The organism is Sphingobacterium sp. Mn56C, from assembly GCF_049319645.1.
Taxonomy (GTDB): domain Bacteria; phylum Bacteroidota; class Bacteroidia; order Sphingobacteriales; family Sphingobacteriaceae; genus Sphingobacterium.
This window is the reverse complement of record NZ_JBMOUC010000001.1, coordinates 812,511-829,206: the sequence shown is the minus strand read 5'-3', so window position 1 is coordinate 829,206 and position 16,696 is coordinate 812,511. Positions and strand designations below refer to the sequence as shown.

General features: G+C 41.5%; 10 protein-coding genes. 7 read left to right on the top strand and 3 right to left on the bottom strand.

Annotated features, from left to right (window positions below):
• Positions 1-124: 124 nt before the first annotated feature.
• Positions 125-4,126: a two-component regulator propeller domain-containing protein gene (locus ACL9RF_RS03615; RefSeq protein ID WP_422799228.1), complete on the bottom strand. Its 4,002-nt coding sequence runs from the start codon at positions 4,124-4,126 to the stop codon at positions 125-127.
• A gap of 401 nt (positions 4,127-4,527) precedes the next feature.
• Here ACL9RF_RS03615 and ACL9RF_RS03610 point away from each other — a divergent pair, with 401 nt between their 5' ends.
• Positions 4,528-6,741 (top strand): alpha-galactosidase, encoded by a 2,214-nt coding sequence (locus ACL9RF_RS03610; RefSeq protein WP_422799227.1) that lies wholly within the window; start codon positions 4,528-4,530, stop codon positions 6,739-6,741.
• Between the two features lie 686 nt (positions 6,742-7,427).
• On the opposite strand, the gene ACL9RF_RS03605 is transcribed toward ACL9RF_RS03610, so the two are convergent.
• On the bottom strand, positions 7,428-8,894 hold the full coding sequence (locus ACL9RF_RS03605) for an RICIN domain-containing protein (RefSeq protein WP_422799226.1): 1,467 nt from the start codon (positions 8,892-8,894) through the stop codon (positions 7,428-7,430).
• 714 nt (positions 8,895-9,608) lie between these two features.
• On the opposite strand from ACL9RF_RS03605, the gene ACL9RF_RS03600 reads away from it, so the two are divergent.
• The 6 genes from ACL9RF_RS03600 to ACL9RF_RS03575 all read left to right on the top strand — a co-directional run bounded on the left by ACL9RF_RS03600 (position 9,609) and on the right by ACL9RF_RS03575 (position 15,053).
• A complete protein-coding gene (locus ACL9RF_RS03600) occupies positions 9,609-10,358 on the top strand; it encodes a DeoR/GlpR family DNA-binding transcription regulator (protein WP_422799225.1) in 750 nt (249 codons plus the stop codon).
• Positions 10,359-10,539: 181 nt separating this feature from the next.
• Positions 10,540-11,271 (top strand): 3-keto-disaccharide hydrolase, encoded by a 732-nt coding sequence (locus tag ACL9RF_RS03595; RefSeq protein WP_422799224.1) that lies wholly within the window; start codon positions 10,540-10,542, stop codon positions 11,269-11,271.
• Positions 11,272-11,476: 205 nt separating this feature from the next.
• A complete protein-coding gene (locus ACL9RF_RS03590; protein ID WP_422799223.1) occupies positions 11,477-12,379 on the top strand; it encodes an SDR family oxidoreductase in 903 nt (300 codons plus the stop codon).
• A gap of 32 nt (positions 12,380-12,411) precedes the next feature.
• Positions 12,412-13,341 carry an AraC family transcriptional regulator gene (locus tag ACL9RF_RS03585; protein WP_422799222.1) on the top strand — a complete coding sequence of 310 codons (930 nt, stop codon included), beginning with the start codon at positions 12,412-12,414 and terminating at the stop codon, positions 13,339-13,341.
• Between the two features lie 66 nt (positions 13,342-13,407).
• Positions 13,408-14,253 (top strand): AraC family transcriptional regulator, encoded by an 846-nt coding sequence (locus ACL9RF_RS03580; RefSeq protein WP_422799221.1) that lies wholly within the window; start codon positions 13,408-13,410, stop codon positions 14,251-14,253.
• A gap of 80 nt (positions 14,254-14,333) precedes the next feature.
• Entirely contained in the window at positions 14,334-15,053 is a 720-nt protein-coding gene (locus ACL9RF_RS03575; protein WP_422799220.1) for an FAD-binding oxidoreductase, read from the top strand.
• A gap of 173 nt (positions 15,054-15,226) precedes the next feature.
• Here the strand turns inward: ACL9RF_RS03575 and ACL9RF_RS03570 are convergent, their stop codons facing one another.
• Positions 15,227-16,666 (bottom strand): hypothetical protein, encoded by a 1,440-nt coding sequence (locus tag ACL9RF_RS03570; protein ID WP_422799219.1) that lies wholly within the window; start codon positions 16,664-16,666, stop codon positions 15,227-15,229.
• Between the last annotated feature and the right edge of the window lie 30 nt (positions 16,667-16,696).

The following is a 16,696-nucleotide window of genomic DNA, read 5'->3' as shown; positions in this document are numbered from 1 at the left end:
TTACCCTACAAATGTACAGCGCAAACAGGGGCACGAAGTTTCGGCAAAGGCTCAGTTTTACTGTCGGCAAAAGCTCAGAAGCCCCCGCGCTCCTACCGAACAAATACAAAAAACACCCGCCAGCTTACTTTTCTTTCATGGCCTCTTTAAACTCCTTCGGACTCATATTAAACTGAGCCTGAAAGAGCTTCACAAAATAAGACGGACTGCTTATACCGACCAAATAGGCAATCTCATTAATGCGGTACTCATCCTGCTTTAGCAGCTCCACAGCGCGCTGCATGCGCACCAAACGGATAAGCTCTACAGGACTGTAATCGCTGATGCTCTTAACGCGTCTATGCAAACTCGAACGGCTGTAGTTTAATAATTCGGCTAATTTTTCGACACTAAACTTGGTATCCATAAGATGCTGCTGTATGCTGTCTATAACCTTCTCCAGGAATAATTGGTCGCTTTTGGACAAGCTGATGGTTTGTATTCCAAACAAAGGATCTTTCGTAACATTAGACAATACCTGGTTACGGTTTTTTATTAAGGCATCCAATAAGGCCAGCAGGTAACGCGTAGAGAATGGTTTTTCCACATAAGCATCTGCACCCGCCTCTAAGGCCTTTAATTTGCTACCCAAATCATTACGTGCCGTCATCAAGATCACGATCATATGGTTCAATTTGGGGTTACCTTTTATATGTTGGCACAGGGCTATACCATCCATAATATTCAGCATAATATCAGATAATACCATATGGAAACGCTGATTTTCCATTACATGCATAGCCTCCTCGGCATCCCGTGCCGTATGAATACTAAAAGACCCTTCTAATTCACTACTTAGAAAATCCAGCAAATCCGTATTGTCTTCCACCAGAAGAATAGCTAATTTATCCGCATCCTGCTTCGGAAGAACAAGGGCGCCAATAGCCTCCCCATGCCTGGAATGGCCATCGTGGACCGCTTCAAAGGGCAGTTCGATACCATCCTGCTCCAGGGAAGCCGCAGCAGTTGCCGGCATCGGTATAGCCAGGTTAAAGCAGTTTAAGCCATCCTCAACTTTATACGTCAGCGTCGCCTGCAACAGCTCTGCCAAGGCCAACGATAAGGAAAGCCCTAAGCCCGAACCCGGAATTTGATGGTTTCCATCTTTAACCCGGAAAAAAGGTTCAAAAATTTTCTGCTGCGCCTCCGCAGAAATGACAAGACCATCGTTCAGCACGCTCAGCTGAAACGCTCCCGCCTGAACGCTACAACGTATGCGAATCCTGTGTGCGCCATACTTTACCGCATTGGAAAGCATATTATTCATTATTTTCGATAAGGCCTCTTTATCCGACTCTACAAAAAAAGCACCTTCGAGGTCCGTATCCACCGTTAGCTGAATGCCTTTATCCTGAAGAGCGATTTCAAAACGCTCCAACACATTATGCAACAGATCCATCACATCCACGGCCGTTTTATTCACCATAAAACGCTGCGCATCCACCTTCCTGAAATCCAAAAGCTGGTCTACCAAGGTCATGAGTAGGCGACCGTTTCTTTGCATTATCTGCAGGTTCTGCTGTACCCTGGCACCCGCTAAACCATTTTCAAGAATAGATGTTAGGGGACCATTTATTAAACTTACCGGCGTACGTATCTCATGCGCAATATCGGTAAAGAAGTTAATCTTTGCTTCGTACAACTCCCGTTCCTTCTGATTTTCAAAAATCCGCTGTCTGGCTTGTTGTCGCCTTAACTGTCTCTTACCGAGCGCACTTACCGTATAAAAACCAAAGGCCACGAATAAGAATACATAAGCCGCATACGCCAGGTCACTACCCCACCAGGCGGGGCTTATTTCGAGGATGACCAGACGCTCGGGCCCCCAAACGGCATCATTGTTTGTGCCCTTAACCTTAAACTTATACGTACCCGCCTGTAGGTTGGCATACGAAGCACTGTGGTTATGATCTGTATAGACCCAATCTTTATCTACACCCTCCATAATATAGGCATACCGGTTGGCCTGCGGCGCAGCATAACTTAAAGCCGCAAAAAATAAGGTTATATTATTTTGGTCGTAGCGCAGCTTAAACCGCTTTAAGAAGGGTAAGCCTTTATTTATATCCGGAAAATCGGTACTACCCGGGAGAACATCCTTCCCGGAAACCTGCAGCTGCGTAATAAAGGTAGTCGGCACGAAGGTGTTTTTAATAAAACTATCGGGTTTAAAGGCCAGCAGACCATCTAATGTACCCATATAAAAGGTACCGCTACGGTCGACGATTGCAGAATTTAGATTAAAACTATTCGAAGGTAAGCCATCCTTGGTCGTAAACACCCTAACCCTACTGTCCTTAGGGTTGAAACATACCAACCCCCTATTGGTACCAAACCAAAGGTTGTTCGCGCTATCGACTTGTATTTTGTAGGCTATATCGTCTGGCAAACCTTCCTTTACCGAGTAGGTTTTCATGGTATTGGACATTTTATTGTATACAGATATACCCGCTCTTTCCGTCGAAAACCAAATTTGCCCCTCCCGGTCTTCTGCCACGCCATTTAGTAAATTTGTAGGTAAACCCTCGCCTGTTCCCGTTAGAAACTGGCGTACATCCCCCCGAACGGGATCATAACTGAAAGAACCACTACCCATGGTAGCAAACCATATTAACCCTGCGCTATCTTGAAAAATATCCTGCACAAAACAATTTCCAAAAACGGGCATTCGCTGCCAAGCTGTCTCGCCTGGCTTACGGATAAAAACTTCCCAGCCATTTCCCATCCACACATTGCCGGCACGATCTTCATAGAGTACAAAAATACTGCCCTCCTCAATGCCAAAATCTTTGATACTTTGATGCCGCCCCACACCAGTATAGGGATTAAAAATATCCATACTCCCCCCAAAATAACCCGACCATAGGTTGCCGTTATTATAAATTATCGTCGCAGGCTGCCGATTTCCGGATGGTGTTTTTAGCTGCCTGAATGTACCCGTTGACGGATTAAAACCCAGAATTCCGGAATCCTCCGTTCCCAACCAAATATCACCATTAGGGCTCTCCACAATTGTTTTTATCCGATTGGATACCGCATTATTTAGTTTCTCCTGGGGTTTATAAACTTTAAATTTGGAGCCAAAGGCGGAAAGGTAATTTACGCCGGCAAATTTTGTGGCTATCCATATGGCACCTTCCTGATCGCGGTATATATCTTCGATATAGTTGTCGTTTAGGCGATGGCTGTTTACGGTAAGTGTACCCCTTTCAAAGGCAGCGATATCCACACTAAATAAGCCATCCTGTGTGCCGACCCAAAGGGTATGATCAAACACTTCGACCACACGGACAACCGAGGTATTGACCACAGGAACGACTATTTCCTGCAGCTGTTTGGTTTGAATATTCAACAGCAGCAATGCGCCTTGATGTATGCCCAACACCAGCTTGTCCTTATACCGCTGTAGGCTATATATATTTTTTCCTTTTAAAATCTGATTCGCTGTATTGTCTAAAAACTGCTCAAAGGTATCTTTCTTGGCGTTGTATAAAAATATACCAGCGCCATTGCTCCCGACCCATACCAGGCCATGGGCATCTACAAATAGGCTTTCCGGATGCTGTGTTCCTAATTTATACTCCGGCACAACCTTATACAAGGTTAATTTACGCTGGATGCTGTTGTACCGGAAAACCCCTTGGTTGGGTACCGTAATCCAGACATTATGCTGTTGGTCGAGGTGTATATCAGAAATCCACTGGTGGATTTTTATGCCCTCTGCTGTCGCCACATCAAAAAGACTGAAGGTCTCTTTTTCCATCGAAAAAATAAACAGCCCGTTATCTGTACCTACCCATAGCTGCTGTGCATGATCTTCCACTAGCGCATTGATACTATTATCGCGTACACCTTGCTGTGGGTCGTAGCAATCGTAAGCGCGCATATTATGACCATCGAAACGGTTTAACCTGTTTTTTGTTCCGAACCACATAAACCCGTTACCATCCTGTATTATAGCTTTTACATGATGGTTGGATAACTCTTCACTGTAATTAATAGGTATCTCCTGCTTGTGTAATAGCCCTGTATCTACAAAGGGTATAACAAAAAGTGAAACGATAAAAAGCAGGATTTTCGCAGTCATTTACATCTGGCATTAAAAACAGCTGCAAAGATACAAAACCGCCAAAGCAATTCTATCCTATATCCTTATAATAATGTCGCAGCTGTGCCTTGCGGCTTTTTATAAGGTACTATCGGGCAGCATAGGTAGGGCCTAAAGGCCCAGCCCGCCGGCCTGAAGCCAACAGTTTTTCATACTGCTGCGCCCACAGCATATACAAGTTAAGGGGGAATTGCAGGATGGTCTTAGCACGGAGCCTTTGCCGAAGAAAAGGCCTTAACGCTTTAAAAACGAATATGCTAACCGCAAAATAGGACATTTCTATTAGCTTATGCGCCAAAATTACCATCTTATCTGCCGTCGTTATTTTAGCTTTGGCTAATTGTTAATATTATAAATACATGTATAATTCTAAAACATCTATGAAGTTTCTAAAGCAATTTATGTTACTTGTTTTGGTTTTATTAAATCTGCAGCTCTTCGGACAGCAGCCTGTAAAACCAATTGAAATTACAACAGACAAGTTGTCTATGATTTTTACGGTCGACAAAAATCAACGGATTATCTACCACTATTTCGGCAATAAGATTGAAGGTAGTAGACAGGCTTTTTTAAGCCGTGGATTTATTGGTCAACCCGACAGCAATGACGACCTTGCTCCACTGGCATTCCCTGCTTATGGGGGTCGTTATTATCTTAATCCAGCGTTAAAGGTGACGCATGCTGATGGCTTACTTACCACCGACTTAATGTATGAGAAGCATGAGGAAGTAAAGCTGGATAATAACAAAACCCAGACGGTACTTTACCTGAAGGATCGCTTGTACCCGATTTATGTGCAGTTGACGTTTACGGCTTTTGCAAAGGAGAATGTGATCACGCAATCGGCTAAGGTGACGAATAAAGAAAAGGGCAATATTAAGGTGGAAAATATCGCTTCGTCGTATCTTCCATTACATGCAGAATCGTATTACCTGACACATTTTAATGGTACCTGGGCGCATGAAATGCAGCAGGAGGAGGAGAAGCTTAATCATGGCATTAAGGTTATTGAAACCAAGAAAGGTGTTAGAGCAACACAGGCGCAGAACCCTTCGTTTTTAATCAGCCTTAACCATCCTTCGCAGGAGGATTTTGGCGATGTGTATGGCGGTAGTTTGGCTTGGTCTGGAAACTTTAATCTTTCCTTCGAGCTGGATGAATCGTACCGTTTAAATGTGGTTACGGGCATGAATCCTTTTGCATCGACTTTTACGTTAAGCACCAACGACTTTATTGAAACACCGGAGATGATTTGGACGTTCAGTGATAAAGGCCGTGGGCAGGTGTCGAGAAATTTCCACGATTGGGGCCGTAAATATGGTATGGCACATGGCGATAAAGTTCGCCCTACCGTATTGAATAGCTGGGAGGGTGCTTACTTTACCTTTGATGAGAAAACCATTAAGGATATGATCGATGATGCTGCAAAATTTGGCATTGAGATGTTCGTACTTGACGATGGATGGTTTGGCAATACGTATCCGCGTAACTCGGACGGTGCGGGTTTAGGGGATTGGCAGACTAATGTAAAAAAACTTCCTAATGGCTTAAACAACCTGGCGCAATATGCCGTAGATAAGGGCTTACAGTTTGGTATTTGGATTGAGCCGGAGATGGTAAACCCGGATAGCGAGCTGGCGAAGAAACATCCGGAATGGGTGGTGCAAAGCGGACAGCGTGAGAAGTTAACGATGCGTAACCAGTGGGTATTAGATCTTTCAAACCCTAAAGTTCAAGATTTTGTTTATGATATCTTCGACCAAACGGTTAAGCAGTCTCCACATATTAGCTATATAAAATGGGATGCTAACCGCCATATTGATAACGTTGGCTCGACGTATTTACCGAAAGATAAACAATCGCATTTTTGGTACGAATATGTGCGCGGCTTGTACCGTGTATACGAAAGAATACGTGCCAAATATCCGGATATCGATATTCAGTTGTGCTCTTCGGGTGGCGGTAGAATGGACTATGGTGCCATGAAGTTTCACAATGAGGTGTGGCCTAGTGATAACACCAATGGTTTAGACCGTGTTTTTATTCAATATGGCGCTAATTTATTCTTCCCTGCTATGGCTACGGCATCGCATGTTTCTACAAGCCCTAACCATCAGACGCAAATGATGATGCCATTGAAATTTAGATTTGATGTAGCCATGTCTGGTCGTTTGGGCATGGAGCTGCAGCCGAAGGATATTGTTGGCGACGAGTATGATTTTGCACAACATGCAATCCAGGATTATAAAAAAATTCGTCCTACGGTGCAGTTGGGTGATCTTTATAGAATGGTATCTCCATACAATGGCACCAATTGGGCTGCTCATATGTATGTGGCAAAAGATAAAAAAGAGGCGGTATTGTTTGCCTATAGCTTAGCATACCATGGTCGTACCACTTATTTTGAAGAGAAATTAAAAGGATTAAATCCGGATAAAAACTACAAGGTGGTGGAAATTAATAAAAAACCAGGTAGCCGCACTTTCGATAATGATGGTGAGGTATTCACAGGCGAGTACTTAATGAAGGTTGGCTTACGCCTGAATATTGGTGACGCTTTTGCCAGCTCGGTGCTGATGATTTCGGAACAATAAGCGTAGCGCTAGCTTACTTTAAAATTTAAATATTTATGTTGCCCTCTTTCCAATTTACAAGCTGTATTGCCGGGAAAGGGGGCTTTTTATTTTCGCTATCATTTGGTTAACGAAAACAGTAAAAGATTTATCAGGGAGAACACATTCCAATAATTTTTTGACAAAATCAAAGATATTTGGTGCTTTGTATACCTGTCCATTTATATATATTGCCATCAAGCTCATTCTGATCTTTGCATCTTTCAATGTGATGTTAAGCTAATTAATTGGGTTAATATAGTTACAGAGTCCAGTCTTCAAGTAGCATACTTCCATCTCCAGCCTTTGAAGCATTTATCAACCGAAATGCCACACGACAACAAACATGATAAGCCTGCTTTGCCTTAAAAAACAACAGACTTCAGGGGAAATAGCAACATGAGTCCCTTAACTTAACAAGTCAATAGCCTAATTATTAAACATTTAAACGCATGTTGTTTTTATTAAAAAGTAAAGAATTATTTACTTTTTTACTTATCACGAAATCCCTTTACTTAATGAATTTATGTTGGTGACAAAATTTTTAAAAAAAATGGGACTGTTGAAAAATTTAAACAGTCCCATTGATTAATTAAAATCTTTAGAATATTCCTTGATCCCATTACTTCACCCTAAAATCATTAGGTTATTAACAATGCTATTCCAAATTAGTAGATAAGTTCGCAATACCACTTTTGTTCAGAACCATTTTGCCAAGGCCATTGAATAGCTTTAGCACCATCATTTTCAGAATTACTCGAAATTGCTAGAACCTGACCACTATTGTAATTTTTCAATTTAAAAGAACCATCTGAATTCCTTTCAAAAATCCATTTTTGTTCAGAGCCATTTTGCCAGTTCCATTGAATTGCTCTTCCACCATTTGAAATCGAATTATTCGCTATTGCTAACGCTAAATTGCTATTCGCATTGGTAACTTTATAAGAACCATCATATAGTTTTTCAATATTCCATTGTTGCTCTGGACCATTAGACCATGACCACTGTATAGCTTGTTCTCCTAAATTTGTTCTTCCAAATGGAATAGCTAATACCTTACCACTGTTTAAGTTGATTATTTTATACCTACCGTATCTTAGGAAACTATAGTCAGTTATTTTGACTTTATTTTCCTCAAAATATTGATTAATATAGTTTTCAACAGAACTTTTTTTAGATGGAGATAGAATTAAATCCTGAATAGGAATCAAACCATTTTGACCAATATCTATTAAAGCAGCATTTTCAATGGTACATGAATTTTGCCAATTTTGAACATTAATTGTAGGTAATGACCCATCCAGATTTATTGAACCGATTACTCCTTTAGATCCATCTCCACCTACTGTCCTGTAGCTCAAATTTTGGTTAAAATTTGATTCTATATCTTTTCGTTGGACATCTCGATCAATATTCACTCCAAAAATAGAATTAACGCCTAAAACGAGGCCAGCGGTTGTGGCAGTCTGTACACTCCTTGTATTAGATTCTGTTTTATAATTAAGTTCTAGTTTACCACCTAATGTTGCATCACATAAAACATGAGTTCCATACTTTCTAATTAAATTTTGTGGAGTAAGATTTTCAACATCAACTTTAAAACTATTAGTCAGATAATTTTGTTTCAATTCCGACGCACTAGTGTAAAAATTAATCCGCTTTAATTTAATCATTAAAAAAGTAGATGCATAAGAGTATTTATTTGACAAATTACCAATCTCGTTAAATGAATTTTTAAAACCTCCTTTAAAAAGATTATAAGTAATATCAAGCCCCATCTTAGAAGTTAAATTTCTAGAATACTCTTCACTGTTATAGCCATAGACATGACTGTAATACTGCTGTGCATGTGTATTAATACCAATATCATCATTACGTTCTAAAGCGAGTTTATTCATATCAATTACTTGCTGACGCGATGACGATGAGTTCGCAAAACTACCTGTAATATCATATCCTGCACCGAGTACATCAAAATTACCATCCCCTGCAGAAAATGGAGAAACTATTATATCATTATTGTTTAATAGTACACTATCTTGCCTATTTTCCAAAACGTCCTTTTTACAAGATAAAGTAAAAAGAACGACACTAAATAGTAATAAGCAATTTTTTAACATTTTTATAAGTTTCATAATTATATAAATTGTGAGGTTAGTTTAACTACTAATGTAAAAAAAATAACAAATAATTGAAAATTTATTTAAATAAAAAGAAATGTACATTAAAAATATATATGAGATTTGAAATACGTGTTGACTTGGTAGCTTTAGTACTTAGCTTTTTTACCATCAACAACTTTCAAGAAAAGCGTGAAGGGTTAATCCAACAATTTGACCATTGTACTTCTGTAAGTAGTAGTTTGAAAATATAAATTTCCTGATAGAAGTTTTCATCCGGTGTCGCCCTCTGCTATAGGAATACAACAAAAGTATTAGGTTTTAGGTAAATCTGTACCAAATATGCTGATTTAGGATGTATTTATTAATTTTACCCTACTTCAAACCATGCTAACAACATATTATTTTAAGATAATTGTTTTCGTTTTAACACTTCCATTTAATATCTCACCTTGCTCATCGACAACCGAAAGAATTAGAGGTATATTATGTTAGGATTTTATTCGGTGTAATTTTGATATCCACAGCAAGCAGGAGGATGAAAAGTAAGGGTATACATAACGGATAAAGCGATAATCTTTTGAATATTTTAAGTAGGATATACGGAAGCGAATACATGTTGTATAGAAATAGGTTTATTCCTTTTTTTTATTTTTGCTTTTATCCATTCTTTTTTCGCGAAATCATAAAATTTGATACTACCTTTATCGGGTAATATTTAGGGCCCTTATGTTAAAAGAAGAACGATTTGAATTTATACTTGAGCAGTTAAAAAAAGAATCCTCGGTTTCTTATGAAACTTTTGCAGCCTCGCTGTCGGTTTCGGAGGATACCATACGCCGCGATATTGAACAACTTTACCGCAACGGATTGGTTTCCAAAGTTCGTGGCGGTGCGATGTTGCGCAGCAAAGACCCTCTCTCCTTTCAGGATCGCACATTGACCTATCATGAAGAAAAAAATGCCATAGCACTAAAAGCACAGCGTTTTATTAGGCCGGGCATGACGATATTTATGGATGGGGGTACTACAGTATGTGCTCTGGCCAGCACGCTGCAAGCTGATATTGCTGTGCGTATTATTACCAATAATGTAGCATTAATGCCTATTTTAACGGCATTTAAACATATAGATATTATTTTTCTTGGTGGAGAATACCAGGCGAATACCGCAACGACATGTGGCCTTGAAACCACGGCCGAGGTATTGAAGTATAATGCAGATCTTTACTTTATGGGCACCTGCGCCTTGGACGACAAAAATGGAATATCGGCGGTTTTTAAAAATGATGCCGCTGTAAAGCGCGCCATGCTGTCGGCTAGCCAGAAGACTGTCGTACTGGCAGACTCTAATAAACTGAATCAAACCGAACCTTTTAAGGTGACGGATATACACAACATTGATTACCTGGTTTCTGAACTGGCGGCCACCGACCCTAGCTTAGACGCCTACCGCTCTTTGGGGGTCTCGATTCTCTAATAGCCTAGCGGCTAATATCGATTCTTGAATGCTGTTGTTTGTGTTTGCTTATAGCGATAGTGGTTGTTGGGTCGGTTTATTTCAGGTTTTTAGCCTTGTTTTCAACAGAAATATTACACGCCAATTATATTGCGCTTTTTAGCAATATTGCATACTTTTGCAATATCAACAGATTCCAATTATGATAAAAAAAACAATTAAAACATGGACTTGCATTACTGCAACTTTTACTGCAGTCTTATTTTCTGCCTGCAACAGTGAGCCTAAAGAACCCAATAAACTGACAGAAAAAGAGGTTCAGGATGGATGGACACTGCTTTTTGATGGCAAATCTTTGAAAGGTTGGCATATTTTTAATAAGGGTGCAATCCCTTCTTCCTGGACTGTACGAAATGGGGAGTTATTCTGTGACCCCGATAGTAAGGATCGGAAGGGCGACCTTGTTTCGGATGGCTCATATGAGAATTATGACCTGCGTTTTGAGTGGAAATTGGCTAAAGAGGGCAATTCGGGTGTGTTTATTAATGTGCTCGAGGTGGATACGTTAAATTCGGTATGGAATTCCGGTCCTGAGTATCAATTGCTCGACGATTACCACCAGGATTATGATAAACCCTTAAAAAAAGCGGGTTGCTTGTATGGTTTTACGCCGCAAAAAAATCTGGTGAAAACAAAAATTAGTGGCGACTGGAATCAAGGTAGAATCGTACAGGAGAACGGCAAAACGGAGTTTTACCTGAATGATGTGTTGACCGCCGAGGTTGACTTTAAATCGCCACAGTGGCAAAAAATGGTGAAACAAAGCACGTTCGCTTCTTTCCCGGAATTTGGAAAACATACGTCGGGTAAGATTGCCCTTCAAGATTGGGCTCATGGTGTTTCTTTTCGAAATATTAAAATTAAGGTCTTGTAATTGGGTTTTACCGTATATTACAGCAGTAGCATCAGGCTACTTCCTGTATTACTGATCCTAAAATTTGAAGCTATGGTTACACCTGACTTTAAATTTTAGGATTTTTTAGGTATTCAAGTTCCGTTTTGGCTTCAACATGTGTGGATTCGACTACAGCACGATTTCTAGCATTCCAGATCTTTGGGTTATAAAATTTGAATATATTATGCGTATTGTATTAACAGGGTCTTTGGGCAATATTGGGGCTCTCCTAACCCAACATTTAGTGGATGCAAATCATCAGGTTACGGTAATTAGCAGCAAGCCGGAACGAAAACAGGCTATTGAAGCCATCGGTGCGGCAGCGGCTATCGGCAGTATATGTGATGTAGATTTTCTTACACGTACTTTCTGTGGTGCCGATGTGGTTTACCTAATGGAAACCATGGAGGCTGTCGGCGATATTTTTGATCCTCGTATCGACTTTATTGCCGCAATTACTGCTATAGGTTGCAATTATAAAACCGCAGTAGCACTGTCGGGCGTAAAACAGGTCGTACATCTTAGCAGCATTGGCGCAGATATGGACGTGGGTAATGGTATATTGCTATTCCACCGCCGTGTCGAACAGGTATTATTGCAGCTTCCTATGCAGGTAGCTATTAAATTTATCCGACCTGTAGGTTTTTATACCAACCTCTTTGCCAGCATACCTACCATCAAAAAAGAGGGCCTTATGCGTTCTAATTATGCTGGCGATACCAAGGAGCCGTGGGTGTCGCCCCTGGATATTGCCGAGGTGATTGCGGAGGAAATAAACCTTCCATTTCAGGGGCGTAGCGTTCGTTATGTGGCCAGCGACGAAGTGTCGCCCGTGGAGATTGCGGCTACATTGGGAAGGGCTATTGGTATGCCAGACTTGCAGTGGCAGGTGGTTTCGGATGCGGAGCTTTTACAAAACTGGCTCGCTATGGGCTTTAACCCGCAAGTGGCGCACGGTTTTATAGAAATGCAAGCCAGTCAGCGCTCTGGCTTGTTGTATAGCGATTATTATCGACACCGCCCTAAACTAGGGAAAGTAAAACTCGCAGACTTTGCCGTGGAATTTGCGAAACAGTATGCCGAATAAGGAAGCTCTTATATTTCTATTACCTTTGTATTATGCGACAAAAACTGACTAAACGGATTACTTCTATACCGGAATTTCACCGCTTACGGGGTTTGCCCATGCCTAAACATCCGTTAATTAGTATGGTAGATTATAGTGCTATCGTGCCAGACCCTAGTGCGGGACAGTTTAATTGGGTGCTTGATTTTTACCATATTTCTATTAAACGGGGTATGCAGAGTAAGCTGCGCTATGGACAGCAGCACTATGATTTTGATGGGGGTATTCTGTTTTTTATTGCACCTAACCAATTGTTTAGTATAGAGCATAATACCGAAGACTGGCAACAGAAATCGGGATGGATGTTATTGATTCATCCTGATTTTTTATGGAACACCGCCTTGGCCAAGGGAATTAGTCGCTATGATTTTTTTGATTACTCTGTACACGAGGCGTTATTCCTCTCGGAGGAGGAGGAGCTGATATTGAATGGAATTGTGGACGCGATTAGAAAGGAATACCAGGGGACAATTGACCGTTTTACCCGTCTTATTATAGGTACCCAACTGGAAACTTTGTTAAACTTTTCAGCGCGTTTCTATGCGCGGCAGTTTATGACGCGGAAAGACAACCATAATTTACTATTAGCACAGGTGGAACAGCTGATAGCGAAACACTTTAGGGCTGATAATGGGGTGACGACCTTGCCTTCGGTTCAGGATATTGCGGCACAGTTGCAGTTGTCGCCCAATTATTTAAGCCGGATATTGAAAACTTTAACCGGAAAAAATACCCAGCAGTTCATCCACGATAAAATTATGGTTAAGGCTAAGGAGCTCTTGGTTACCACTACACTGTCGGTTAGCGAGATTGCCTATGCACTAGGCTTTGAGCACCCCCAATCGTTCAGCAAGTTTTTTAAAGGGAAGACAAAAGAATCTCCGCTTGCTTTTAGAGATAGAATTCGTAATATCCATTCCTGAAAAACGGTTTTGCCATATTAAATATTAAATTTCAAATCTTGAATACTATAAGCTAAATCCTTGCCCATGCCATTAATTCCCATTCAATCTTTGACACAGGAACCATACCTCGGAATTTCGGTTAAACATATCGTTATGGATAGCCTGCAGGATATGGTTATCGCAAACCAGGCGCACCGCCATGATTTTCATTTTTTCCTGCTGCAGGAAAAGGGGCAAATTGAGATGGAGGTAGATTTTGAAAAACAGAACAGCAACGCGGGTGCACTGATTTATATACACCCCAATCAGGTACATCGCTTCGTGGGTATCGAGAAAGCTAGTGCCTATATTTTGGGTATAAAAAATGAAAACTTACAGGCCGATTATATGGCTTTACTGCACGATATACATCCCCAAAATACCATACAGCTGAATGCGGAGGGCCTTAGTTTGCTGAAAGATGCAATTTCATTATGCCTGAAGCTAAGCACCTTACAAAACCAAAAACTCCTGTCGGCAGCATTTAAAAATAGCTGCAATACGTTTATAGCCTTGGCACTGGCGCAGTACCTGGAGCGGCTGAAACCTTTTAAAAAGCCTACACGCTTTGAAAATATAACCAAGGACTTTACCCATAATTTGAACACAAATTTTAACCGCTTAAAGCGACCGCGTGACTATGCTTTACAGCTTCATATCTCTACGCCCTACCTAAACGAGTGTGTGCGTACCGTTACCGGACTTTCTGTATCGGAACACATCAACCAACGTATTATCCTGGAAGCTAAAAGATTGCTCTACCACACCTCCAAGTCGGTGAAAGAGATTGCCACCGAATTGGGGTACGACAACTTCACCTACTTCTCGCGATTTTTCCGTAAACAGGTTGGCATGACGGCATTAGCCTTTAGGCAAAAAAACTTCGATTAGTGCCATAGCTACCCTATTCTGTTTCTTGTGTCCTACTGGGGATATGCCGTTCTTTGCCTTAACATTTAAAAGGTAATACTATGTTTAACGGAATGAATTGGATGAATAGCGCAATAGATGGCTTTATGGGTGCATTTTTACGGAGCTTTACGGTGGTAGACTGCCAGTATTTAAGTCCGCAAATTAAAATTACAACCTTTAAAGGTGATGTATCTGGCTTCAGTACACAGGTAGGGTACGCCGTTGCCGTACTGGTAAACGAGCGAAAATTTAGAAACTATACCCCACTGAATATCGACCACAAAGCAGGCACATTAACGATAGTGAGCCACCTACATGGCCATGGTCCGGGCAGTTTATTTTTTGAATCTTTAAGACCCGGATTTAGGGTACAGATGTCTGCGCCACGGGGTTTTAAACAGTACGACTCGAGCATAGAAAAGCAGGTATTTTTTGGCGATGAAACTTCCTTGGGTATAGCGCAGACAATTCTTAAGCTGCTAAAGGAAAACGGGCATACCTATCAGTTTTATTTTGAGCTGTCTGCGGAGAATGCCGATATACCACAGCTGATGGGAATCGACAATAGCCTGGTTTTACCTAAAGGCATTAGCCAGGAGCAGATCGCTAGCAGCCTGCCGATATTTTGCCATGAACAGTGGCGGCATGTAAACTTCCTTCTCACAGGGAATGCAAGCTCACTGCAGCAGTTTAGAAAAGTTATAAGACAGCAGGAACAGGCTATTGCAAACAAAATCTACAGCAAAGGATACTGGCAACCGGGTAAAACGGCGTTGTAAGGTTCGTTATGGCGGATTATTATCCCCTACCCTACATGTGCCCCAATACTGCCTTCTAGTAACAAAGCAATGGGGTAATATAGATGTATATATTTATGGGTCTATATTACCCTAAAAACTATTGTCATTAAAGCCCTTTTTTTATACACTTAAGGCAAATAAACCGATAAATATTAGGTGATTTTAAAGGTCAGCTTGGCCGCAAAAATACGCTTAGGGTCGCCAAACAGCGCCATGCTCTCCAGCATTGTGCCGACATTTAATTTCACTTTTTGTTGGTATACAACCTTGCCATTGTACCATACCTGCACGGGTTTTGTAAAATCTATTTCCGACAAATAAAGGGTAAAATCACCCTGTACTTCTCCGACACGGTTTTTAGACTGTATCCGGTAAGTATTGCCGCTTTTCTCCCAGTAAAAATCACGTACCGCCGTCTCCAGCAAACCATCGCTTTGCTTTACGGCTGTATGCTGTAACCCATCTAAACGACAGTAAGCAAAACTGTTTCTGTAGGTATAGCTACTGTCGTTAACACGATTAAACACCGTATCATGAACGGCATAATACTGAAAACTAACCGTATCAGGGTACGGCTTACGCGAGAAATTGCGCAGCCAGGCCGTGGTTTTAAAATAATCTATCCCGTGCCCCCTTCCCTTCTGTATGTCGACAATATGTGGAAATTGACCGTTATTATTCTTAGCTGCCGAGTCTAATGCCAACTTCCATTGCTGTCCGCCAACGCTACGCCCATAGGCATGATCGAACTCGCCAACACTCGCATAAAAGGCGGTGTTGCGGATATTCTCGATTGGCGCCTCGCTTAGTGCTGCAATCCCGGCCATCGGCCCTATGCCCGCAAAATAATCGGCAAAAAACAGCCCCATTCGAAAACTACCATATCCACCCTCCGATATTCCAACCACATGGATTCTATCAGGATCCGCATCCCCGGCTAGCACGGCGAGTTGCCAGGCACGTATAAAAGCCGTCTGCTCGCCCCTATGGTACCAGCGCCCCCGACGGTCGTCGGCCATACGCGGCACAAAGTATAAACTAGGCTCGTCTTTATACATAGCGCCCAATTTCTTTGCTGCCGCCCATTCGCTATCATTAAACGCGGCTCCCCACTTCCATGTTGCCGTCGGTAGCGTTCCGCCACCGTGCAGATTGATAAACATAGGGTATCCTGTAGCAGGCTTTTGCCCCTTTTTTATACGCGCAAAAAGCATCTCCTTTTGTGTTGGAAGCTCCCATATGCTGGAGTCTTGAAGACCAGACTCTGGCAGTGTAGACCAGTATTTTGCCAGCCTTTCTTTATTCGCTTCCAGCCAATAATTCCATACCTGCGCTTGTTGCTGCGACAGATTGCCGGGCTTAACCTCTTGCTTATAAAATACCAAGGGCGGGTTCGTAGGATGTGCTGTTTCCAATTGCGCATGTAGGTACTGCACCGCAGATTTTTCGTTGAGCGATATACCGTTGCCGGTAGATTGCGGCTGCTGGCTTCGGCATCCAGCGGCCAGTAGTACAAGTAGTACCAGTAGTAAGCTATTGCAGGTTATCGTTTGGGTAAAGGTTAATAGTGCCTGCCTGTTAAATTTTTGCATGCCCTAAATGTACATAATACCACGAAATTG